Genomic DNA, 21,600 nt, shown 5'->3' on the forward strand with positions numbered 1-21,600 from the left:
CGGCTGCGGTCGGACGAACCGTCCGATAACCGACTCGTTTTTGTCCACGCTGCCTCAACGCAGGAGCGTGCGCGAGTTCTCCGCCGACTACCTTCGCCGGACGCGCGAGGGCATGTGGGACGACTCACGAGCGGCTCTGTCCGGGCTCTCGCTGGACGACCGCGAGCGGGTGCTCGACGTCGGCTGCGGAACGGGCGAGCTCAGTCGCGTGCTCGCCGAGGAGGTCCCGGCTGACGGCCAGGTAGTCGGCTGCGACGCGGACGCGGGCTTGCTCGATCGCGCCGCCGAGTTCGTCCCCGTCGTCGCCGGCGACGCCACGCGGCTCCCGTTTGCGGACGGTTCGTTCGATCTCGTCGTCTGTCAGGCGTTGCTCATCAACCTTCCCGAACCGGCCGCAGCCGTCGCCGAGTTCGCTCGCGTCTCCTCGGAGTTGGTCGCGGCGATCGAACCGGACAACGCCGCGGTGGAGATCGACTCGAGCGTCGAAGCGGAGTCAGCGCTGGCCGATCGAGCGCGGCGGGCGTACCTCGACGGCGTCGAGACGGACGTGTCCCTCGGTGAGAAGGCGCGCTCGGTCTTCGAGGCGGCGGGCGTCGAGGTAATCAAAACCGCCCGGTACGACCGGATCAGAACGACCGAACCGCCGTACGATGCCGACGCGGTCCGCGCCGCGAAACGGAAGGTCTCCGGCGCGGGTCTGGCCGACGACCGCGAGACGATGCTCGACGGCTCGTTGACGACCGAGGGCTACGACGACCTGCGGACCGCGTGGCGCGGGATGGGCCGATCGGTCGTCGAGCAGATGCGCGAGGGCGAGTATCGCCGCACCGAGACCGTCCCGTTTCACGTTACGATCGGCCGCGTGACCGATGCCGGTTGACGCGTTCGCCGGTCGCGACCGACGACGGTGACGAGGGACAGAACACCACGTAAACGCCATTTTTTCGGCGTTTGCGCCGGCCAAAGGGACGGTCGCGCTCAGACGACGTCGCCGCGAACCGTCGCGCCGACCTGGTCCGCTCGCCAGTCGCGCAGGTCCGTCGCGGCGCGTTCTGCTTCGGCCTCGTCCATGCCGAGCATCTCGAGGGCGTCCGAAAGCGTCGGCATCGCGAACGCGCTCTCGCGGAGTTTTGCGAACGCTTCGGGCGACCGCGTGCCGTCGATCCAGAGGCAGACGCCGCGGGGATCGAGCAGCTGGGTGTAGTCCTCGCGCATGCGGGCGCCACGGAGGCGTTGCGTGACGTTATCCTCGAACGAGGCGTTGCAGACTTCGAGGTGGATCGGCTCGTCACCGTCGAGCAGGTGCGCGGCGAGACAGCGCTCGGGCGCGACGTGGCCGTGTTCGTTCGCCCGCACGTACTCGGGGTGGGTTTCGGCCCACTCGGCGTCGACGGCCGTGCCGACGCCCCGGACGCCGTGTTCTTCGTAATACGCCTCCGAAGCCCCCTCGTCGTTCGAGAGGTGGATGTCCTTCGTGAGGTAGACGTCGAGGCGGTCGATCGGGTCGAGACCGATCGCCAGATCGCCGTATACCCAGAGTTCCCGTACGGGAACGGGCATCGGCTCGGTCTCGACGGTCTCGACGAGGCGTTCGACGCGATCGACCGCTTCCGCCCGCTCGAATCCCATCGCGAATCCCTAGGTGCGCCGGCGGCAAACGGGTTCCGGTCGGTGGACGGGATCGGTCGATTCGGGAGTCGCCGCGGGGGAGCAGGTCGACGAACGCACACCTTTTAGCGGTCGGTCGACGAAGACGGGACCATGCGAAACCGGGTGTTCAACGACGAGGGCGAAGACGATCTCGTCTTCGTCATGGGCTGGGGGAATCGCTTCACGCACGAGAACGTCAGCTGGCTGATCGGGACGCTCTCGAACGCGGGCTACCGGGTCCACGCGTTCGAACTCCCCACCGACATCGACGATTTCAAAGCCGATTGGGTGGAGCCGGTCGCGGAGTACGTCCACGACTTGGAACCCTACCAGTTGCTCTCACACAGCGCCGGCGGCCTGATCGCGCAGGCGATCGACGGCGCCGAGAACCACGTCTACCTCGCCCCGTTCTGGGGGTACGGGTCGATGTGGTACGACGAGGCGCTCGACCTGGCCGCGGCGATTCCGAGCGACTTTCCCTTCCTCCCCGTCCGCGGGCTGGACCGCGACGCGCTCGGCTCGAAGGCGACCGATCACCAGCTCGCGACCCAGCCGCGGTGGGTGTCGCCGGCGTTCGTCCGCGAAACGCTCCACGCCCAGCGGACGACCCTCGAGATCGACCACGACGCCGTGGTCTTCTGTTCGCTGCGCGACCCCGTCGTCGACCTGGCCGCGATCGGCGAGCGCGTGCCTCCCGAACACGTCGTCCTCTACGACGGCGGCCACGAACTCTTCTCCAGCGAGTCTCGAGATCGCTACGTCGATCCGCTGCTCTCGGCGCTCACCGACGGCGCCGACGCCGTCGAAGACTGGGCGGCGGTGCCCCCGGTGGCGCGACCGGCCTGAAGACGGCCCGACGCTGGCGTGTCGAGAACCGCGCCGTCGATCGCACCGGGCCAGGGGACACCGCTCGAGGCGTCTCGGCGGCCCCGTCGTCGCGTCGGACGGGTATCGAGCGGTTTCAGACACGATCCACCGGCGTCCTACGACAGTCGAACTGTCGTCGGACACCCGCCGCAGCCGGTCCCGGCGTTCGGACGGTACCCGGACAACCGTTGGACGGGCAACCGCGACCGGTCGTGCCAGGCCGCGGGCTGCGCGGAACGAAACGGGTTTCCGCGGGCGTTTGCTAGACGGATCCGATGGAGTGCGATCGATGCGACGCGGAGGCGGTCATGCACGCGGCCTACTCGGGGGCGCACCTCTGTGACGATCACCTTCGGAAGTCGATCGAGAAGCGGGTTCGCCGGCGGGTTCGACGGGACGGGCTCGTCTCGCAGGAGGCGAGTCCCGAGAACCCACAAACGTGGGTCATCGGCCTCTCTGGGGGCAAGGACAGCGTCGTGCTCACGCACATTCTCCACGAGACCTTCGCCGCGGATCCGCGGATCGAACTCGTCGGGCTGACGATCCACGAGGGCATCGAGGGCTATCGCGACAAGAGCGTCGCGGCCTGCGTCGAACTGGCCGACGAGCTCGGAATTGCCCACGAACTCGTCACCTACGAGGACGAGTACGGCGTCCAAATGGACGACGTCGTCGAGGACGACCCCGAGAACATGGCCGCCTGCGCCTACTGCGGCGTCTTTCGCCGCGACGCCCTCTCCCGTTACGCAGAGGAGCTGGGTGCGGACCTGTTACTGACCGGGCACAACTTAGACGACGAGGCCCAGACGGCCCTGATGAACGTCCTCGAGGGCGACGTCGCCCAGATCGCAAAGCACTTCGACGCGAGCCTCGGCCCGCTCGAGGATCGCGCGGACCAGGACGACTTCGTCGCCCGCGCGAAGCCGCTCCGGGACGTGCCGGAGAAGGAAGTCGCCCTCTACGCCCACCTCGCGGATCTGCCCGCCCACATCACCGAATGTCCCCACGCGAGCGAGGCCTACCGCGGCGAGATCCAGGAATTGCTCTACGAGTTAGAGGAGAACCACCCGGGCACCCGCCACTCGATCATGGCCGGCTACGAGGAACTGGCCGATATCGCCGCGGATCACTACGGCGGAGAGTCGAGCGTCGAACTCACCGAGTGTCCGCAATGTGGGTCGACGACCTCCGCCGCAGGGGATCGCTGCCGGAAGTGTGCGCTACTGGATGCGCTGGCCTGAGTTCGCACGATCGGACGAATCGTCCGTAAACGGAACGCAATCTACTCACACGCCGACGAAGACGCGGCTGAGCCCCAGGACGCCGTAGGCCGCCCCGACGAGTAACAGCATGTAACAGCAGTTTCCGACGCCGGCGGCGACCGCGTAGGATCGTCGCGGATGGGCGCCCAGCCCGGCGACGATCGGCACGACCGTTCGAACGCCGGGCAGGGCCGAACAGAACGCGATCCCGTAGACGCCGAACCGGTCGACCTGCCGTTCGACGAGCACCACCCAGCGACGGCCGAGCCAGCGACGGAGGATGCCCGGAACGCGTTCGAGCAGGTCGCTCGAGACGCGAGTCGCGCCCGGTGACGACTCGTCGGGCGAAACCGTCAGATAGAGGAGCCACTGCCCGATCGTCGCGCCGAGGGCGGACGCCGCGGTCACCACGGCCAGCGAGAGGGGCGGCGGGGCGACAATCGTGACGTAGCCGACAAAGAACACCGCCGGCTGGAGGAGTTTGCCCAGGACCAGCCCCTCGCTCACGAAAAAGAGGCCGAACCCGACCGCGATCGCGAGCGATAGAAGGGTCGTATTCATTATCTCTATCGAAAGGTGGTGACAGGAGCCTCCGGGAGAGGCGTCGACCCGGTTCCCCCTAAAAGAATTGGATTCTCAGTAAGTAGTAGCTATCCTTACTTATCCGCGGTTCCGGGCCGGGTTTGCGTCCGGCAACCGTCGAACCGTGCGGCGGTCGGTACTCGCCTCGAGCCGGTCAGCGTATGACGTCGACGCCGTTGTTGCGCTCGACTTCGTTGCGACCGCCGTCGCTGTGGGCGCCGCGGCCGCGATCGCGACCGGACTCGACGTTGTTGCTCGCGTCGAAGTCGGCGTCGTTGACGCCCTCGATGCTGGCGCGGGACTTGTCGGCCTGTTTCTGCGTGGTCGGACCGAGCACCTGCGCGGACTGGACGCCCGTCATGATGGCCATGACGCGCACCTTACCCTTGTAGTTCTCCTGGATCCGCGCGCCCCAGATGACGTTCGCGCTGGCCTCGAGGCGCTCGGTGATGTTGTCCGCGATCCCTTCCGCCTCTTTGAGAGTGAGATCGGGGCCGCCGGTGATGTGGACCAGGCCGCCGGAGGCGCCGCGGTAGTCGACGTCTAACAGCGGGTGGTTCATCGCGTCCTTGACTACCTCCTCCGTCTTGTTCTTGTCCTGGGTCTCCCCGACGAGCATCACCGCGACGCCGCCCTGGTTCATGATCGTGGACATGTCCGCGTAGTCCAGATTGATCAGGCTCGGCTGAGTGATCGTCTCGGAGATGCCCTTGACGGTCTCGGCGATGATCTGGTCCATCACCGAGAACGCCTTGCCGATCGGCAGGTTGGGGACGTAATCGAGCAGCCGGTTGTTGTCCAGTACGATGATCGAATCTGCGGTCTCGCGCAGCCGTTCGAGGCCCTCCTCGGCCTTGACCGTGCGAGCGCGCTCGACGTTAAAGGGCGTCGAGACCATCCCGACGACGATGGCGCCCTGCTCCTTGGCGATCTTGGCACACACCGGCGCCGCTCCGGTCCCGGTGCCGCCGCCCATGCCGGCGGTGACGAAGACGAGGTCCGCGTCGCCGAGGACGTCCTTGATGGTGCTCTGGGCCATCTCCGTGGCGCGCTCGCCCATCGACGGATCGCCGCCGGCGCCGAGGCCGTTCGTCAGCGATTTGCCGACGAGGATCTTCGTGTCGGCCTCGATCATCTTCAGGTGCTGTTTGTCGGTGTTGATCGCGATCGTGTCGGCCCCCTCGACGCCGATGTTGTACAGCCGGTTGATCGTGTTGTTACCGGCGCCGCCGGCCCCGATGATGACGATTCGGGGGTCGCCGAACTCCTCGTCGTCCATCGAGACGTCCATGTCCCGGGCTTCGGCCTCCGCGTTTTCGAGGGCGTCCTGAACGATGTCTTGCATCGTTACACCTTCGCCCAGTTGCGTTTGCCGGTGCGTTCCGGCCGGCTCTCGGCCTGTTCGTTGATCATCTCGCGGACGGCCGACCGGATCGCCTCGCTCCGGTTCGGAAACTCGCCCGTTTCGACCAGCTGTTCGACCTCGTCGATTTGCTGCTTCGGAATTCGCAGTGTCACACGCTCCATTGTTGTATTCCCCGTTTGGCTTCGAGTAAGACGGAGTGCGCCCATCTGCACACCGCGTCTTACACCCGTGAGCCGCCGACGTGGCCGTTTGGACCACTTGCGACGGTGTGTAAGACGACCGTCTTACGTGCCTGCTACCAATATTCCGTTACCATATAAATGTACCGGCGGCGTGACCGTTCGCGTCTTACGACGGTCGAACGTGTGTGACAGTCGGGCAGGGGCAGTTGCCCGCGCGGGGTGAAAAGCAGTCTGGTTCCGACGTCGCACGACCGCATCAGCCCGCGGCGCCGAGACGGAGTCCGCGTCGAACAACCGGGCCCCGTCAGTGTGGGAGCGACGGCTGGAGCAGGCCGGCACGATGACGGACCCGGCCGGAGCCAGCACGTCGCACCGTTGTCGAACGGGCGCCACGAGAGCGAGAGAACTCGTCGACCGGTTAAATCCGCCTGCGGTGACGAATTCACCGGGAGTCCAGAACGTCGGCGGCGGGCGTCCGTCGGCCGCATGCCGGGCAGAACGCCCAGTCGGAGCGGACCTCCTCGCCGCACTCACAGAACACCCGGTGGGTGGCCTTCTCGCCGCAGTTCGGGCAGTACACGTGCGAGGCGTCGATCTCCATCCCGCACTGGCCGCAGCTGCCGCCCGTCGCGGACCCGCTCGACTCGCGATCGTCGTACTCCGCGGAAATGTTCGCACCGGCGCCCTGGGCCCAGCCGTCGTCTCCCGCCGCGGGTTCGGCCGACACCCCGCCGTTCGCGGCGGGGTCGACCGTAATACGGAGGTTGACGTCCGTCGAGTTGCTCGTGTCCCGGGACAGACGCTCGTCGAGCGCTTCGTCGATGCGTTCGGTCAGGACGTCGTCGACGGACCGAGTCTCGGATTCGGACGCGACCGACTCGCCCGAATCACATCTGGGTGGGCCGCCCGAATCGGATCCGGCCGGTCCGCCGGCGTCGGACGCGGGCTCCTGGAGGTAGGATCGCAGCGCTTCGCGCAAGACCTCGCTCTTCGAGACGTCGAACGTCTCGAGTTCGTCGACGAGGTCGTCGTCCGCGCGAAACGTGATCTTTCCCATCGGTATGACAGCCATCCACATTCTCGTATAAATACTATTCCCCGTCTGACCGATCCAGCAGCGAATAACAACCCTTATTTGGGGAAGCCCTGCTACAGTTTACTGCCCGCCCTTAGCTCAGACTGGTAGAGCAGTCGACTGTAGATCGACTTGTCCCCCGTTCAAATCGGGGAGGGCGGATCCGGATTCTCGCCGAAGTGTAGTAGTACCCAATTCCGTAGTATACGCTGTTCTCAGTGCGTATACCGACGGGTCAGGATTCGCGCGATCGACCGCGAAAAGTGGAGTAGAACGGGTTTCCAGTTGGGGGTCGGCGCCGTCGGGCGAAATTAGGAGTCGAAAACCGGGGTGGTCGGCGTGACGTCGCTGGCCACCCTCGTCGAAGAAATCGACGCCGAGGAACTACGCCGGCGACACTACGCTCACCCGGTACCTGACAAGAGCCGGGAATTCTGGTGCCAGAGTTGTAAGCGCCGCTGTACGCAGCTGACTGACGGGACTCGCGAGGTCGGTCACAACTGGGATTGCCCGCGCCGGAATCTGGTTCCCGGGGCCGGGCGACGCGTCGCGACTGACGGGGGTGAGCGGCGGTGATGGACGCGTTCGTTCCCGCTTCGGCGCTGTACGACGTCGAGACGCGATCAACGCTCGTCCACCCGGCCAATCAGGCGAGCGATATCGAGGTTCGCGAGGCAGTCGAGAAAGCCGGAGGTGAGCCGGCTTGAGTCGAGTTGTTGAACGCGACGAGTGCGAGCGTTGCGAGACGTCCGTCGCCGCAACCCGTCGGCTGTGTCCATCGTGCGCTCGCGAGGTTCGCCGGATTCGGGGTGATGTGCTTTGAGTTCCCGCGCGAGTCTCGGCGAGATCAAGAGCCCGAAGGCCAGTGGGGACGCGATCGAGGCCGACGTCATCCAGTCGATCGACGCGCTTCGGTACGTGGGCGACGGAACGGCCACCTGGCACGACGCGGAGACGACCGGACTGCTCGAAGCGTCGACGTCGCTGCCGTTCTACGGCATCGTTGTCGTCGAGCCGGAGACGCCGATCGAGATCAAAGCCTGCCAGGTCCGGACGTCGAACGGGTCGCGATCGACGCGCGGGCGCTTCTACGTCAAGCGCCGAGCGCACCAGCAGCTCGTCGACGCGGCCGGGATGTACCTGTTCGCGATCTACGTTCCGCGGCCAGGGCTACCGAACCAGGCGCGGGCGCTCGTCCCGGCGACGCTCGTCGACGAACTGCTGAAGGAGCGATGGTACGATGTCGACGGCGAGCGCTCCGAGCAGTCGGTCGCGAAACTGGCGTGGTCGCACGTGATCGATCCGGCGACGGTCGACCTCTCCAGGGGTGATCGGCGTGTCGAGTAACGGCACTGACCGATACCGCTACGTCCTCGTCGGGTGCGGCGGTCAGAAGCGAGACTGTCGCAATACGCTCGCCTACAACCTCTACACGTCGGGCTGGTTCCGCTGGAACCGGGCCTACGCGGTCTGGCTGGGGGACTTCTACTCGGTTCTCTCGGCAAAGGGCGTCATCCCGTGGATCGCCTACATCGAGCCCTACGACCTTCGGATCACCAACTCCGGGTTCACGGGCGAGGACGAACCGAACCACGAGAGCGTTTCAGAGTGGGCTGATCACGTTGCCGACCACGTCGACGAGACAGTTCACTACCACACCGACGAGGACGCGATCGAAATCGTCGTCCTACACGCCCAGTCCTACGTGAATCCGCTCCGCGATCGACTCGCCGACGTCGCTGCGGACTACGATACCGTCGACGTGACTGTCCGCTTCCCGTTCGACGCCACGGGCGGGAACGGTCAGCAGATGCGGTGGGCGCGAGAACAGGTCGCCGCCGAGCAGGGTGTCGACCCCGACGACCTGGAGCTGAACGCGCTGTTCTGTGATTCGTGCGAGCGGGCGGCTCGGAACGCCGAGGTCTACGAACCGGGGCGAGTCACGTCGCCGGGAAACGGCATGGCACCCGAATGGTGGACGGCCGACGGTGCCTGGCTGTGCGAAACCTGCCGCAAGAAGGCGACGGGAGAGGCCGACCCGTCGGTCGAGATCGAGACACCCGATCCCGACGGACACCCGCCAGAAGCCATTCAGGCGACGTTCGGGAGGTGGTCGGCGTGACCCGGTGCGCCGAGTGCGACGGTCAGGTGAACCCGGGACGCGCGACGGTGTACGTTCCGCCGTCCGAAGACGTCGGTCTCACCCTGTGCGTGGGCTGCCAGACGGCCTATCCGCGATCGCGACAGTACAGCCCGAGGCGGTTGCCAGCCCGGTCGCGGGTATCGATCGACGGAGGTGAGTCCCGTGTCGAGTAACGGGTCGGACAAAACGGAGTGTGGGGAGTGCGGTCACGAACGGTTCACCTTCGAGGCCTGCCCGAATTGCGGCGCTTTCGGAGGTGAGCGGCGGTGACGGTCCACACGACTTATTTCGGCGGGGTCAGCCAGTTCGAGCCCGCCGACGACGCCGAGGTGATCGGTGTCGTTCGCTATCCGAAGGATTTCGTCGAGCGAGTGACCGACCGGAACGTCCCGGCACTGGCCCCGCCCGCAAACCTGCTTGACGCCTACAAGACGGTCGAGGCGAGTGCCGAGGCCGACGGCGCCGCGTTCCCGAGTGACGTCGCCTGGCAGACGGTGAGATTCGAGCCGCGGTATCTCAACTACCTTCGGAGCTTCCCGGGCCCGCAGGCGGTCATCGAGGAGCTACGCGAGCGTGCGAGCGAGCGGGATATCTGGCTGGTGTGTTGGGAGAAGGATTGCCGCTGGTGTCACCGTCGCCTGCTCACGAAGGAGATCGTCGCGGAGCTGGCCGACGTCGAGATCGTCCACCATCCCGACCCGACAACGCTCGACGTCGGCCGCAACGAATCTGACGAAGAGAGTAGCCCGAACGCCGCTCTCGCGGACTTCAGCACTCCGGAGGCCTAACCGTGACCGACTTGACGGCCTTCGGGGTCACGGAGCCGCAGGACCCGCCAGCGACCGACGAGGAACCGACGAGCCGGTGGCCCGAGTGCGTGGGCTGTGGGCAGCGGTCGCGTGACGTTCGCGAGCGGCTGGGCCAGTCGATCGCACTCTGCCCCGACTGTTTCCGGGACAGGGAGGGACTGTAGATGGCGGTCCAGCAGTTCCTTCGGTTCCAGTGCCACGAGTTCGACGCCCACTTTCACATGGTGCGAGACGGCCTGAAACCGTACTACGGACTGGATCGGACGCGGAAGGATCACGACTGGAAGAACGCGGGCAAACCGACCGCGACGTTCGAGATCGATGGCGAGACCTGGCACGCCTGTCTCGATTTCGATGACCAGCCGATCGTTCCGTGGGAGGACCCGAGTTACCGCCTCAATTCGGCGTACCTCTACCGGATATACTTCGTGTGCGACGACGGGACGTACGACGACGAACGCGCGGATCGCTCGAAGCGGGTGAAGGGCGGGACCGTGACGATTCGACCGCGCTGGCCGAACATGAAGAAGCGAGACGACGAGACGGGCCAGGTGAGCAAGGTACAGGGGTACATGGACCTGGGCGTTCCGTATCTCGACGCCCAGGTACAGGCGTCGAACGTCGATTTTGAACGCTACCCCGACCTGCTCGCGGAAGCAGCAGCCGCGTTTGATGTCCCGCGCCGGTACTTCGACGAATTCGCCGAGTCGAGCAACATCAAAGACGCCGCAGTGTACGCCCGAGTCGTCTCTGACGAGAGTGGGCCGATCTACGCGCCCGATGGCCCGCTCGCGCGGATTCACAGTCTGCTCGAAGGCGATCGATCAGGGTACCGAAAGCACGTCGAGGACAACCGAGACCGACCGGGCGACATGGTGACGACGGTCGTCGACGGTGACCGAGCGCGGAAACTGATTCGCGGTCACCGACTCGGCAAGGAGATCAAGCACTACTACATGAAGGACCCAGACACGTACGACGAGGACGAGTTTGGGTCCCATCCGAAGCTCGAAGTCGCGTTCCAGACGAGCGTGACCGACGAGACGGTGTATTGGGACCGGGAGGACGACGAACTCGACCGCCAGGACCTTCGGCGCGAGCTGGAAGAGACGCTGGCGAACGTCCTGGAGTGGGCCGGGTTCGACGTCACCGGCGGAGATCGATACTTCGAAGACGAGTACTTCGACCCGGACGATCGCGAGCAGCGCACGCTAAAACTCGTCGACTGTCCGCTGCCGGAGATCGAGAGTGAGCAGGAAGCCGCCGTGATGCGCCTGTGGGGCGATATGAACCCATCCGGGCGGGCGGTGACCGAGACGCTACTGTCCGACGGTGGCGAGGTCTCGCCGGCCGACGCTGCCGAGAAGACCGGATACTGCTACGATACGGTGCTTCGAGTCGTCGATCGCCTCGAAGGCGTCGTGCGTCACACCTACGGCCAGCTCGAGATCGAGAGCGACTACGTGGCCGAGGCACTCATCAAGCGGGTCAGATCCTCGGCCGAGCAGTTCACGCGCGAGATCGGGAGCGCGACCATGCAGGTCGCCGAGGACGCCCAGGGAATCGCGAGCGACGCCCTGGATGCGTGGCGAACTCGGTACGACGCGGGGATCGAGCAGAACCGCGAGGACTGCCGGCTGCTGTTGAAGCCCCGACTCTCGGCCACCGACCGAGACCACGCCCGAGAAATCGCTCGCGAGGCGTATCGCGCGGTCTGCGAGCGATTCTCGTCACACCACGGTGTTCACATCAAGATCGAGCTGGCCGACGGTTCGATCGTTCGTTGGCGAGACCTGAGTCAGGTCTTTCTGAGCGCTCCCGACCACGACGAGATCGGGAAGAGCCGTCGACGTCGATGTTCCCGCCGTCAGCAACTCGACGAGGAGCGAAGCGAGTTAGAACAGTTCCGCGCTGACCGACGCCGCGCGACCCGGTAGCGCGGTCCTCGTGAGTGGCAACACTACTCAAACCCCTTTGTTTCGCGTAGATCATCGTGATATTCTGGTTTCCGTGGGGTTTGGGCCGAGGTGATCGGCCTGGACGCCGGCCCGATCGCGATCGCGCCGACGACGAACTTCGACCCTGCGGGTCGATTTTCGTGTTAGAACGTGTGGCTAAGGCCAAGGTCCCAAAGTAACCGCCACGCCTCAGCACCGCTACAGCCGAAGCAAGGGCGATGGGTTATCACGGTCCTGTCACCAGGGGACAGAGCCAAAAAATTACAGCCCCCAGCTTGCGCGATCTCCAATTGAAGCATCGAAACTCACCATTGATGTGCCTTTAGAGAGTTCATTTTCTGAATGTTCTGAGAAGGATATCGATCCCCCAAGAGGTAGGTTAGCTACTCACTCCTCTGGTCCATATAATATTCTTTGAATATCATCTCTACAAATAAATGGGGAGTTCCCGATAGCATCTGATCTATCACCACAACAAGCAAGATGGTTAGCCCAGCTGCCAATAGGAGTATAACAGCAGTGGCATCTGGAAATTCCATTCCAATATACCATATGTAGAAAAACAGTGAAATCATTAGTGCGATCCGAATATTTTGGCGAAATGCCCATAGCTCGCGAAATTTTTCTGTCCGCGGGGACTTTGATTCGGCAAGTGTTAGTAATAGACAATCATAATAGTCTCGGGGGAGCGCTCTCTCCGGATCAAGTTGGAAGTTATTATTCATAGAATCTAAAAAATCAAATTGGAAGCGTGTTTCAAGTGTGGTTCCTTCTGGCGCATCATTGAAAATGCTAAACTTGTCTGGAAGCCTTTCGTCTATTTTGATAATAATTCGAAACCACTTTGGTAACTTAGAAATTTCACCAGTTGCATTATAGAAGAAATATGAGAAGGGCAGTGGAACACGGAATAAGCCTGACCTGAGATGGTTTATTACTTCTCCTATTACAAGAGTGGTAAGGGCAACGCCCAGTAGAAATGTTGTACCAGAAGAAATAGCAAAATAGGAATCAAGATGCAAATTTATCAAAAAGGGCAATACCACTATTGAGCCGGGTATAATTCGGGTCAAAAGGGTATTATGCGAAAACCCCACCGGTGTCTGTGATGCTGACATTTCTTGAATTTATGAAATCCGTCTTACAGGGAGATATCCTTACTACCTTATGAGACTAGGGGATCAACATTTGTGGAGGTCAGTTATTTCGATACCATAACTGCCTCCACGTCCTTGGGGTTGCGCGTTGCGAGAATCTATTTCCCGAATATGAACACGAGCGCGAGCCGGCCGTGTTCATATCGCGCCGATCGGGCCGACGGTCGAGGCCGCGATCCGCGCCGATCGCGGCCGTGGGCTATGGGCTACTTAAACGAGACCCGTTCCAGTGACCGCAAAAATCTAGGATTTGCGGACCGTGTTCACGAGTATGGGCCGAACCACGACCCCGGCGAGCGTCCGAATCCGAACCGACGACGGCAACGAGTGGCGGTTTGACTGTATCGAGAAGGCCGCCACCTTCTACGACTGTAACCGGAGCGACGCCGTTGCCTACGCCTGCGAGGATCTTACGCAGCAGGTCGCGGCTGCCCGCCAGGTTCTCGAACGGGACGACTTGACCGCCGAGCAGCGTCGGGAGATGGCCGAGACGCTATCGACGCGTGCTATCACGTTCGACATCGAGACCGAGGTCGTAACCTGCAAAGGATAGATCCGCCTAAGGATTATCAAGGAATTTCAGGCCAGTCGTCCTGATGTACAATCATCCACCAGCGTATCTGTCACCGTAAAATGGATTTTATCTCGTTCCAGATTATCAAACAAATGATGTTGGCGATAGTTCCATATTCCGCATCTGGTGGGTTCTGACCATGCAATGAAGTGTTACGCCATTCGCCTATTAAACTATAAACTTTCTTTGGGTTCCGATGGTAGAAATCTCCAATCATGATCCTCATGTCCCGTAGCAAATTCTTAAACTCGTCATCTGCATATTCCTCCTCCAAATGTGTTAAAAGGTCTGAAAGACGATAACACACATTATTGCTATATCCACCTGAGAACCTTTTTATGCGTTTCCCATCTTTCACTTCTCCATTTGGTTTTATATAGTCACTACAAACTCCCTTAATTACTCCTTCAAGAAGGGGGAAGGATAGATATGCCGCGATGGTTTTAGCTCGATAAATTATGTATGCTTCATGACCCTCACTATCCCAACTTGCTTGAATTGGGTGTAAGAGGCCTTCACCAACTTGACTTGGGATTGGGGAGCAAGCAGATAGGCGAAATAGTATTTCCAAATTATTCACTAATTCGGAGGGTAATATCGAAATTTGTTTGTTAACCTTTTCGAAAGCCTGAATGGTCCATTTCCAATATTCTTGATGGTCAGTTGATATCTGTACTTTTAGAATATTCATCAATTCAGTAGAGAGCTTTGCCAGGGTTTCTAAAGATAACTGTTGTATGTCAGGCAATGAATTGTCGGAAGTAATTAACAAGTTTTGATTTAACCCGCTGGATGTATTTACCACATATCCTCCCTGGATAATAGCTGCGGATTGAAGAGGATATTCCAGCACCCCTTGGACGTTGCCTTCCTCGGGGTATCTACGGAGGTATTCGTCATAATTTGACTTTATTTGTTTCCATTCTGATTTACTCATATTCGATTTTTCTCTCACTAATTCCATTTAGTTGTGGCGGTCCGAGAAATATAGTAGATCTATTTTTAGGTCTCACGCTCTGTGTTCAGCATGTCTCATCTGTCCGAAGGCTAGGAATTCAATAGTACTGTCTTAGAAGACATCGCCGATCGCGATCTTTGCCTGCTCCGTTCCGCGGTGATCGCCGCCACCGTGCCACCGGAGCGTCGGCAGATTCGCCGCCCTCACCATCCGATCGTTGACGATCGTGCAGCCGGTGCGCCCGTGTGGTCGGTAGACTACGAAGCAGTACCAGCCGTCGTGACGGCGTAGCTTTCGGTGGTAGGCGCGATAGACTTTGAAATTCCCCGGCTGGCCGTCACTGTGTTCGAGCATGGTCGACTTGATTTCGACTGGCGTCCCGTTCTGGAAGGTCGCGTCGTGCCAGCTCGCCCGTTCGAGGTCGAACCGACGCTTTGCGGCCATCCGCTTCTCGCAGATCGTACCGAAGTGGTTCGCCCGCTTCGAGCGGTTCACGCCGCATCACGCGCCTCGCGCGTTTTATATATCGACTCCTCTCGCCTGTCACTGGTTCTGAGCCGTGGGCCGCAGGATTTGAGCCGAGTAGGTGAGTCCGCGGCCCTATCTACCGGGTGTCCGTTGCCGTTGACAGGCTGTCGCCTCCGTGCAGTCATGCGATTACGCCCTCGACGTTGGCAACCGTGTCGGTGTGGAGTCCGTCGTTCTGATATTCGTTCCACCGCTTCCGGACGGTCTCGTGGCTCCAGGGGACGAATTTCGCGACTTGTCGATTGCTCATTCCCTGCTGCTTCGCCCGGATCACGGTGTAGATCGCGGCCTGCTCGACCGCTTCGGTTTCGTCGAGCCCGTCGTTCTCGTCGTCGCTCCGGAGGTCCTGCCAACTCCACGCGGTCGCCTCGTGCGTGTCGAAGCGCCAGTCAGTCGGCGGGATTCCGGTGATGCCCGCAATCTCCCCCTGGGGCTTGCGATTCCGAATCGAGTCGTAGATTGTCGCCTCTTTCTTGCCGTCCTTCTTGACCACCTTCGCCTGCTCTCGGACCATCGGATGGACGTCGCCGCCGTCGTGGCCGATGATGATGAGCGAGCCACCGTACTTGCGGATCTTGTAGACGAGTGGCCCCATCTTCTGGCGCGTCTCGTAGCCCTGTGCGCCGCCACCAGCGGCGTGACTCGACGCCTCGTCGAAGATGAACAGCTTCGGCGTCTGCTCGTTCTCGGTGGGTTCGCCGTCCTGTTTGATCCACTCGTCGAGCGCACCGTAGTTCGCGATCCAGCCGTCTCGAAGCCGTCCCTCGCCGTCGGTCCACTCGGTCGTTTCTTCGAGCGTCTGGATGTTCGACGCGACGAGTGACTCCCTCGGCTGGTGGTGCATCCAGCGCTGGCCGAGTAAGAGAGCGAAATCCGTCTTTCCCGACCCCGGTTCGGCGTAGATGTATATGATCGACGCCGGACCGGTCACGAGGTCGTCGACGTTGCCGATCGCCTGGATGCCGCTCACGTCCGCGCGTTGGTTCGTATCACCGGTTAGGTGCTTGACCGTCGCCATGTCACCGGTTTCGAGCGCTTTGCGGGCTACCTGCGTGCCCTCGATCAACTGGATCTGGCGATGTTTTTCGAGGTCCTTCGCGTGACCCGGCATTTGGTCGGGCCGGTCGGCTGACTGTGGGTCGTAGTGAATCGCTCGGACGGACAGCGCCCGCTCGATCTTCGGGTCACGAACGATCGCCGTATGCGGAAGCGTTTCTCGGTTCTCGCGGGCCTGGTATCCGTCCTGGTGCTCCCGGAGTTGCGCCGCCGTGAAGATCTCCTGTTCGTCGGTCACCGGTCTGCACCTCCGTCGGTGGCGGCCTGCTGGCCGGACTTGCCGTCGATCGCGATTCCCTCCGGATTCTCGACCGGGTCAAACTCGTGTTCGTAGTCGCCGAGGTCGCGAATCTCGTCGGTGTCCCACTCCTGCGCCTCCTTCTCGGCCGCTTCGAACCGTTCTTTCACGGCCGTCCTCTGGCCCATTAGCCCACGCTCGTCGGCTTCGGCCTGGAAGTTCACGACGTCCTTCTCGATCTCGACGCCCATCCTCGAGATACGAGCGCGGAGCTTGTTGTATGCGATCGCGGTCTCGATGAGCTGGCCGTGAATATCTTCCATCATCGCCTTGACGGTGATGAGCTTCGAGTCGGCCAGCTGCGAGAAGTGGCAGCCGGTGACGATCAGTTCTCCCTGGTCGTCGAACCACTCGAATTCTCGTACCTCGTAGGCGTCGCCGTCGTTGACGACGTACGGGCTCGGTCCCTCGACGGTCTTCTCTTTCCAGATCTCGGGCTCGACGTAATACTTCTCTCGCTCGTCTGTGACGCCGTTGATGTGGTGCACGGCGATCATATTCCGAATCCTGAGCTTCCGGACGAGCCAGACAAAGAACCCGAACACGGGCGGTCCTAACAGCATCAGCGCGGCGATCCAGCCGAGAACGATCGGCGGGACGCCCGGCAGACTCGGCCGGAGCCAGACGATTGCGATCGCCGTCGAGACGAGTAGTCCCGCGACGAGAAATTGGGCTTCCGCGACGATGTAGGTCAGTCGATCCTTCCAGTTGCCGAACGTGGCAGATAGCTCGCTCATGCTTTGATCACTCCGGACTCCTCGCTTCGAAGTACCCAGGCGGCCGCGCCGCCGGCCATCCCGATCGACAGCATGACGCCCGACAGGACACCGCTGGTGCCACCGAACGGGGAAAACGGATTCTCTCCGACCGATCCCGTCGCGAGTTGGACCGCCCGCCCGTCGCGTCGCGAGTCGCGCGTCGAGACGACGACGGCCGCCTCGCCGCTGACCGTCTCGGCCGGCACGCGGATCGTGCTGTTGCCTCGAGGGATCGCCTTCGTGACCCACGTCACCTGCTGGGCGCCCTCGCTCATCTGCTGGCTCGGTGTCGCCGTGACCGCCATCGATCGCTCGGCGTGCAGCTCGAGCACGAACGCGTCGCCGTCGAAGTGCCAGTCAGTGATGGTGAGTTCGTCGTCGACGGTCTCGCCGGTCGGCCCGGTTGTCTCGTTCCCGGCCGTCGCGTTCGCCTCGCCCTGCGCGGCGACGGCGCCCATCCCCATCGCCAGCGCCAGGGCTACGACGACGGAAAACAGGAAAACCCGCCTCATCTCACTCTCCTCCAGCCTTGCCGATCCCCCAGGCGACGCCGATCAACGCGATCGCGCCGGCGATGATGCCGCCGCCAGCGCCGTCGAGACTCGGGAAGGAGAACCCGCCCGATTCGACGATGATCTCGCGCGTCTCCTCGCGCGTCTCCTGCTCGTCTTCGGCGGCGTCCTGAACCATCTGGTAGAACTTGTCGAAGTCGTCGGTCGGTTCGACGGTGTCCGGTTTGACGAAATCCAGTTGCGATCCGCCGCCGTCGATTCCCTCGATCGTGAACGGCTCGGTCATCTGGGCCGGAAGTGCCGTTCCCTCGTCTTCGGGCGTCAGTTGCTCGTTCTCGAACGGATCGGCCTGATAGCTTGTGTTGTCCGATCCGTCGTGGGTGATGGTCACGTCGTCGCCGTCGGCAACCTCCATCGTTATCGCCGTCTCGCTCGACGTGCTATCGGCGTCCGTCACGTAGAACGTTCGGAAGCCGGGCCGCACGTCGATCGTCACAACGCCCTGGTCGTCGACGGTGTAGTCCGACGAGTGACCTTTGACTGCGACCGTCGCGTCCGTCATCGCCGACCCCGACGAATCCTGCACCGTTACGTCGATGGTCGCCGTCTGGTCGCTCGACTCCACCGGCGGCACGTAACTGATCTCGGCCGCCATGTAGAAGCGCCCGATCGTCGACGACGGGTTGATCTCCTCACCGACCGACAGGGCCGAACTCGGCTCAGTCCAGAACAGCAACCCTTCTAACTCAACACCGTTTTCGAGCGAGACGACGACCGGCTTTTCGCCCTCCGGCATCCACAGGGCGCGATAGATCCCGGCGACCTGTTTCCAGTTGCCGAGGTCGCCGTCGCGCGCTTCTTCGAGGATCGCCGATCCGCTCGCGATCTCGGCGAAATTCACCTCGCCATCGACGGCCGGCTGATAGAGGTTGCTCGCCATCGTCTCGGCATGAGTTAGCTCCTCGCTGTGGATCGTCATCAGTTCGTTGTGAATTGCCCACCAGTCGGGCGAGTGGAGCGCCTGAACGGACTCGGATTCCCGACTGAACGCCTTGACGCCGTACGAGGTCGAGAACGACCAACTATCGTCCTGATACGAGGAATAGTGACTGCCGTAAGATGACGGCTCTGTCGTGGTTTCGCCGGATGGAAGCGTATAGCTCTTGGAACCCGACCAGGGGACCATCATGTAGCCCTGGCCGGTGTTAGGCGTCCCCAGGACTATCTCGCAAGGCGCCGTCTCACCGTTAACGAGGGTGACAGAGGCCGTGCCGCCAAAGTTGTCATCGGTGTTGGCGGAGTTTCCGACCAACCATCCCGGCGAGAGCGGATCGCTCGAAGCCTCCATACTCCACGGCGTTGTGGGGTCGAGGTCCGGGTTATCTTTGACAAGCGAGATACGGCTTCGGAGTCGGGTGAACTGCGAGGTCCAGGCGTCGAAGAAATTAGCCTCGACTCCAGCGACAGCCGAGCTCACCGCGTCTTTGGCGTCGGTCGTTGCCTGGGTCTCTCCCGCCTCGTCGCTCGCCGCCTGCATGATCGCGAACGCCGCGTCAGCCCGGCACAGTTGCCGGATCATGGAGGCATCGCCAGCAAGCGACTCCAAAAGCGGAGCCTGAGCCATCTCCATCTCGGTCGCGTCGAGAAACACCCGGTCGTGAAGCTCCTTGGCCCGTTGAGCCTGGATTTCATCGTGGTCGTTCATCCCGGCGATACCGGCCCCCGCGAGGCCGATCCCGATTCCGGCGGTGAGGATAACCGCTCCTGCAACCAGCCCGAACGCGTGGGCCCTACCAACCGGCGAGAATCGCGGCACCCACCGATCGCCGACGTACACCGTCGCGGCCCCGCCGGCCGCGATCGTGCCGCCGCGCCGGAGTAGCTCGCGCCGGCCGACGCCGCCACCCCCGTCAGGCTGTGGGCTGTGGGCCGCCGTCATGATCCCCTCCGCGCGATCGCGAAGGCGGTCACGGCCAGAATCGCGACGCCGGCCGCGATCCCGCCGGCCTCGCCGCTCGAGATGGGTGCGCCGCCCCCGCCGCCGTCTTTGATCGTGCCGAACGACAGGACGGACACCTCGGCGGTGTCGCCCGTGCCGCGAATCGAGAGCGCCCAGTCGGTGCTACTCGTCAGGTTCTCGGTCGCGTTCGTGACCCCGATCTGAAGCGACGACTCGTTGACCGTCGCGTTCAACGTCACGGTGTCGTTGCCGACGACCGAGGCGTTCGCCACGTCGGTCCCGTTGTAGAGCCAGGCCGTCACCTCCGTCTCGTTTTGCAGGGCGTCAGTGCCCGTCAAGTCGGCGTATACCGTCGTCGTCGTGTTGTCGACGGTCACCGTCTCGTTCGTGATGACGGTCCCGTTGCCCTGGTCGACGATCGCCGCGCCGGAGGCCGCCCAGAGACCGATCCCGACCATCGCCAGCAGCACGACGATCGGCAGCAGGACGAGGATCGTCCGAGACGCCGCGTTGTGCGTGTCCATTCGCATGGACGATCAGCTCCGGTAGGAGACGTACATGGTCGCTGCGCTGACGTACATGAGCGCCGCGAGCTTGGTGATGTCGTGGTAGTTCACGAGGTCCGCGACGGCCGGCACGAAGACGTACAGGATCGGGAGCGCAAGCGCGGTCCCGATCGCGGCCATCTCTTCCTGGCCGTGTTCGGTCTCGCTGTTCAGCAGGTTCGTGACGACGACCCAGGCGACCGCTGCCAGCGTGATGAGCAGCGCCGGGGAGATCGCGACGCCGCCGATCGTCCAGAGCGCCTGGTTGAAGTCGTAACCGCCGAAGACGTTGATCTGCCAGGTGAACACGTTGAGCTGCAGTGCCCAGCTGATCGGAAGGATGACGAGCGCCAGCACGTCGAGCAGGTCGATTTGGTTGTTATTCGTTCCGCCGCCGATCGCAATTTGTCTCGTTGCCATGGGATGATACCCAGGCGACGAGTTTCTGACATTCGGGTATATACCTCACATTCGTCGAGGTTGGAAGGTATCGAACACTAATATCATATTAGTGGATATCGCGTAGGACCATAACAAAGTATCTAATTACGGTTATCGCAACCTTGATATCGCATCTATGACAGGAGAGGCTGCTCGACCGTCTGACGTCGAAGGTAATGATCGATAAAATCGATAATAAGTTGCGATCTATAAGATTATATTTTAAGAGGGGATTAGCTCAGCTGGAAGCTCCCGAGGGAGACTGTTCCCTCAGCAGATTCGAGCGGGTCTCCCTCTGCGGCACTTCCAGTAATCGCATAGACATCGTACTCATAACCCGTCTGAAGACTCCCACCATTATGGTTTGAATCTACGGTGAAGTCCCCCCCGGCAGCCACCACGTTATAATTTGCACCAGTGCTAATATCCGAATTAGCCGCTGCGATTGATCCATCATCTGGATCCACTATTACTAGTTTATCCGCCTCTCCAGACTCAGTCACAGCGATGTCGACTGAACTAGTCTGTGACCCAGAAATGTCAGCTGAAGCCGTTAGCGCTTCGCCACCGGGCCCGATCCCCATCACGAAGGCAGCAATCACGGCTGCGAGAATCACTGTTATCGCAACCATCAAGATTACCCCTATGACGAGCGAGACCCCGCGTTCATCCACCGATTCGGTCAGTTTGTCGCGCACCTGTTGTCCGTTCATTGGTCTTACACCTGTCCTCGGCGGCTGAACGGAAAACTTATCGTGTGAGCGTTTGACAGCTCACACGCGTCGGGCGAGGGACTGGGACATCCCGATCACACCGTCCGAGCGGTATTCCGTTCTGCGCCGGGTACGACAATGTGGAGGTAACCAGTTTAATATAAAGCTTCCTGCCGATCTGGGAAAATTGACAGTCGTCGTATCAG

Annotated in this window: 25 protein-coding genes and 1 tRNA gene; 11 read left to right on the forward strand and 15 right to left on the reverse strand. The window is 62.0% G+C overall.

Features of this window, described 5'->3' with window-relative positions; translation table 11 throughout:
* Nucleotides 1-67: 67 nt before the first annotated feature.
* Complete coding sequence (locus tag MXA07_RS15360; protein ID WP_247729472.1) at nt 68-880, forward strand: class I SAM-dependent methyltransferase; 813 nt, start codon at nt 68-70, stop codon at nt 878-880.
* A 98-nt stretch (nt 881-978) separates the two neighbouring features.
* On the opposite strand, the gene MXA07_RS15365 is transcribed toward MXA07_RS15360, so the two are convergent.
* Nucleotides 979-1,629, reverse strand: coding sequence for a DUF7095 family protein (locus MXA07_RS15365; RefSeq protein ID WP_247729473.1), 651 nt, complete (start codon nt 1,627-1,629; stop codon nt 979-981).
* A gap of 132 nt (nt 1,630-1,761) precedes the next feature.
* Here MXA07_RS15365 and MXA07_RS15370 point away from each other — a divergent pair, with 132 nt between their 5' ends.
* Both MXA07_RS15370 and ncsA read left to right on the forward strand, forming a co-directional pair.
* Nucleotides 1,762-2,496, forward strand: a complete 735-nt coding sequence (locus MXA07_RS15370) for an alpha/beta fold hydrolase (RefSeq protein ID WP_247729474.1) — start codon at nt 1,762-1,764, stop codon at nt 2,494-2,496.
* Nucleotides 2,497-2,792: 296 nt separating this feature from the next.
* The gene (ncsA, locus tag MXA07_RS15375; protein ID WP_247729475.1) at nt 2,793-3,758 is read left to right on the forward strand and encodes a tRNA 2-thiolation protein NcsA; all 966 of its coding nucleotides are present in this window, start codon (nt 2,793-2,795) and stop codon (nt 3,756-3,758) included.
* 45 nt (nt 3,759-3,803) lie between these two features.
* Here ncsA and MXA07_RS15380 read toward each other — a convergent pair whose 3' ends face one another.
* From MXA07_RS15380 to MXA07_RS15395, 4 genes are all read right to left on the reverse strand, one after another.
* Nucleotides 3,804-4,340, reverse strand: coding sequence for a DedA family protein (locus MXA07_RS15380; protein ID WP_247729476.1), 537 nt, complete (start codon nt 4,338-4,340; stop codon nt 3,804-3,806).
* 175 nt (nt 4,341-4,515) lie between these two features.
* On the reverse strand, nt 4,516-5,706 hold the full coding sequence (gene ftsZ, locus MXA07_RS15385; RefSeq protein WP_247729477.1) for a cell division protein FtsZ: 1,191 nt from the start codon (nt 5,704-5,706) through the stop codon (nt 4,516-4,518).
* Nucleotides 5,707-5,708: 2 nt separating this feature from the next.
* Entirely contained in the window at nt 5,709-5,888 is a 180-nt protein-coding gene (locus MXA07_RS15390) for a ribbon-helix-helix domain-containing protein (protein WP_247729478.1), read from the reverse strand.
* A gap of 463 nt (nt 5,889-6,351) precedes the next feature.
* Entirely contained in the window at nt 6,352-6,966 is a 615-nt protein-coding gene (locus MXA07_RS15395) for a double zinc ribbon domain-containing protein (protein WP_247729479.1), read from the reverse strand.
* Between the two features lie 106 nt (nt 6,967-7,072).
* On the opposite strand from MXA07_RS15395, the gene MXA07_RS15400 reads away from it, so the two are divergent.
* From MXA07_RS15400 to MXA07_RS15425, 7 genes are all read left to right on the forward strand, one after another.
* Nucleotides 7,073-7,146: transfer RNA gene (locus MXA07_RS15400), tRNA-Tyr, on the forward strand.
* Nucleotides 7,147-7,559: 413 nt separating this feature from the next.
* Nucleotides 7,560-7,691: a hypothetical protein gene (locus tag MXA07_RS18200; protein ID WP_282102523.1), complete on the forward strand. Its 132-nt coding sequence runs from the start codon at nt 7,560-7,562 to the stop codon at nt 7,689-7,691.
* A gap of 112 nt (nt 7,692-7,803) precedes the next feature.
* Nucleotides 7,804-8,331 (forward strand): PD-(D/E)XK family putative nuclease, encoded by a 528-nt coding sequence (locus MXA07_RS15405; protein ID WP_247729480.1) that lies wholly within the window; start codon nt 7,804-7,806, stop codon nt 8,329-8,331.
* A complete protein-coding gene (locus tag MXA07_RS15410; RefSeq protein WP_247729481.1) occupies nt 8,321-9,106 on the forward strand; it encodes a DUF6884 domain-containing protein in 786 nt (261 codons plus the stop codon). Before MXA07_RS15405 ends, MXA07_RS15410 begins: the two co-directional genes overlap by 11 nt.
* Before the next feature lie 287 nt (nt 9,107-9,393).
* Complete coding sequence (locus MXA07_RS15415) at nt 9,394-9,915, forward strand: DUF488 family protein, N3 subclade (protein WP_247729482.1); 522 nt, start codon at nt 9,394-9,396, stop codon at nt 9,913-9,915.
* Nucleotides 9,916-9,917: 2 nt separating this feature from the next.
* Complete coding sequence (locus tag MXA07_RS15420; protein ID WP_247729483.1) at nt 9,918-10,100, forward strand: hypothetical protein; 183 nt, start codon at nt 9,918-9,920, stop codon at nt 10,098-10,100.
* Entirely contained in the window at nt 10,101-11,873 is a 1,773-nt protein-coding gene (locus MXA07_RS15425) for a DUF7845 domain-containing protein (RefSeq protein ID WP_247729484.1), read from the forward strand.
* Nucleotides 11,874-12,277: 404 nt separating this feature from the next.
* Here the strand turns inward: MXA07_RS15425 and MXA07_RS15430 are convergent, their stop codons facing one another.
* Nucleotides 12,278-12,940: a hypothetical protein gene (locus tag MXA07_RS15430; protein ID WP_247729485.1), complete on the reverse strand. Its 663-nt coding sequence runs from the start codon at nt 12,938-12,940 to the stop codon at nt 12,278-12,280.
* Nucleotides 12,941-13,322: 382 nt separating this feature from the next.
* On the opposite strand from MXA07_RS15430, the gene MXA07_RS15435 reads away from it, so the two are divergent.
* Nucleotides 13,323-13,604: a DUF7692 domain-containing protein gene (locus MXA07_RS15435; RefSeq protein WP_247729486.1), complete on the forward strand. Its 282-nt coding sequence runs from the start codon at nt 13,323-13,325 to the stop codon at nt 13,602-13,604.
* Between the two features lie 70 nt (nt 13,605-13,674).
* Here the strand turns inward: MXA07_RS15435 and MXA07_RS15440 are convergent, their stop codons facing one another.
* From MXA07_RS15440 to MXA07_RS15480, 9 genes are all read right to left on the reverse strand, one after another.
* Complete coding sequence (locus tag MXA07_RS15440) at nt 13,675-14,562, reverse strand: hypothetical protein (RefSeq protein ID WP_247729487.1); 888 nt, start codon at nt 14,560-14,562, stop codon at nt 13,675-13,677.
* A 132-nt stretch (nt 14,563-14,694) separates the two neighbouring features.
* On the reverse strand, nt 14,695-15,078 hold the full coding sequence (locus tag MXA07_RS15445; protein WP_247729488.1) for a PD-(D/E)XK family putative nuclease: 384 nt from the start codon (nt 15,076-15,078) through the stop codon (nt 14,695-14,697).
* Nucleotides 15,079-15,232: 154 nt separating this feature from the next.
* Nucleotides 15,233-16,405: an AAA family ATPase gene (locus MXA07_RS15450; protein ID WP_247729489.1), complete on the reverse strand. Its 1,173-nt coding sequence runs from the start codon at nt 16,403-16,405 to the stop codon at nt 15,233-15,235.
* Nucleotides 16,402-17,202, reverse strand: coding sequence for a hypothetical protein (locus MXA07_RS15455; RefSeq protein WP_247729490.1), 801 nt, complete (start codon nt 17,200-17,202; stop codon nt 16,402-16,404). Before MXA07_RS15455 ends, MXA07_RS15450 begins: the two co-directional genes overlap by 4 nt.
* Nucleotides 17,199-17,735, reverse strand: coding sequence for a DUF8063 family protein (locus tag MXA07_RS15460; protein ID WP_247729491.1), 537 nt, complete (start codon nt 17,733-17,735; stop codon nt 17,199-17,201). The genes MXA07_RS15455 and MXA07_RS15460 overlap by 4 nt, the downstream gene beginning before the upstream one ends.
* Nucleotide 17,736: 1 nt before the next feature.
* Nucleotides 17,737-19,674, reverse strand: a complete 1,938-nt coding sequence (locus MXA07_RS15465; RefSeq protein WP_247729492.1) for an Env/VP5 family phage fusion protein — start codon at nt 19,672-19,674, stop codon at nt 17,737-17,739.
* Nucleotides 19,671-20,225 carry a hypothetical protein gene (locus MXA07_RS15470; RefSeq protein ID WP_247729493.1) on the reverse strand — a complete coding sequence of 185 codons (555 nt, stop codon included), beginning with the start codon at nt 20,223-20,225 and terminating at the stop codon, nt 19,671-19,673. Before MXA07_RS15470 ends, MXA07_RS15465 begins: the two co-directional genes overlap by 4 nt.
* Nucleotides 20,226-20,231: 6 nt before the next feature.
* Nucleotides 20,232-20,660 (reverse strand): DUF8023 family protein, encoded by a 429-nt coding sequence (locus tag MXA07_RS15475; protein WP_247729494.1) that lies wholly within the window; start codon nt 20,658-20,660, stop codon nt 20,232-20,234.
* Nucleotides 20,661-20,914: 254 nt separating this feature from the next.
* Nucleotides 20,915-21,394: a type IV pilin domain-containing protein gene (locus MXA07_RS15480; protein WP_247729495.1), complete on the reverse strand. Its 480-nt coding sequence runs from the start codon at nt 21,392-21,394 to the stop codon at nt 20,915-20,917.
* Nucleotides 21,395-21,600 lie beyond the last annotated feature (206 nt).

It is taken from the genome of Halovivax limisalsi, assembly GCF_023093535.1.
GTDB lineage: Archaea > Halobacteriota > Halobacteria > Halobacteriales > Natrialbaceae > Halovivax > Halovivax limisalsi.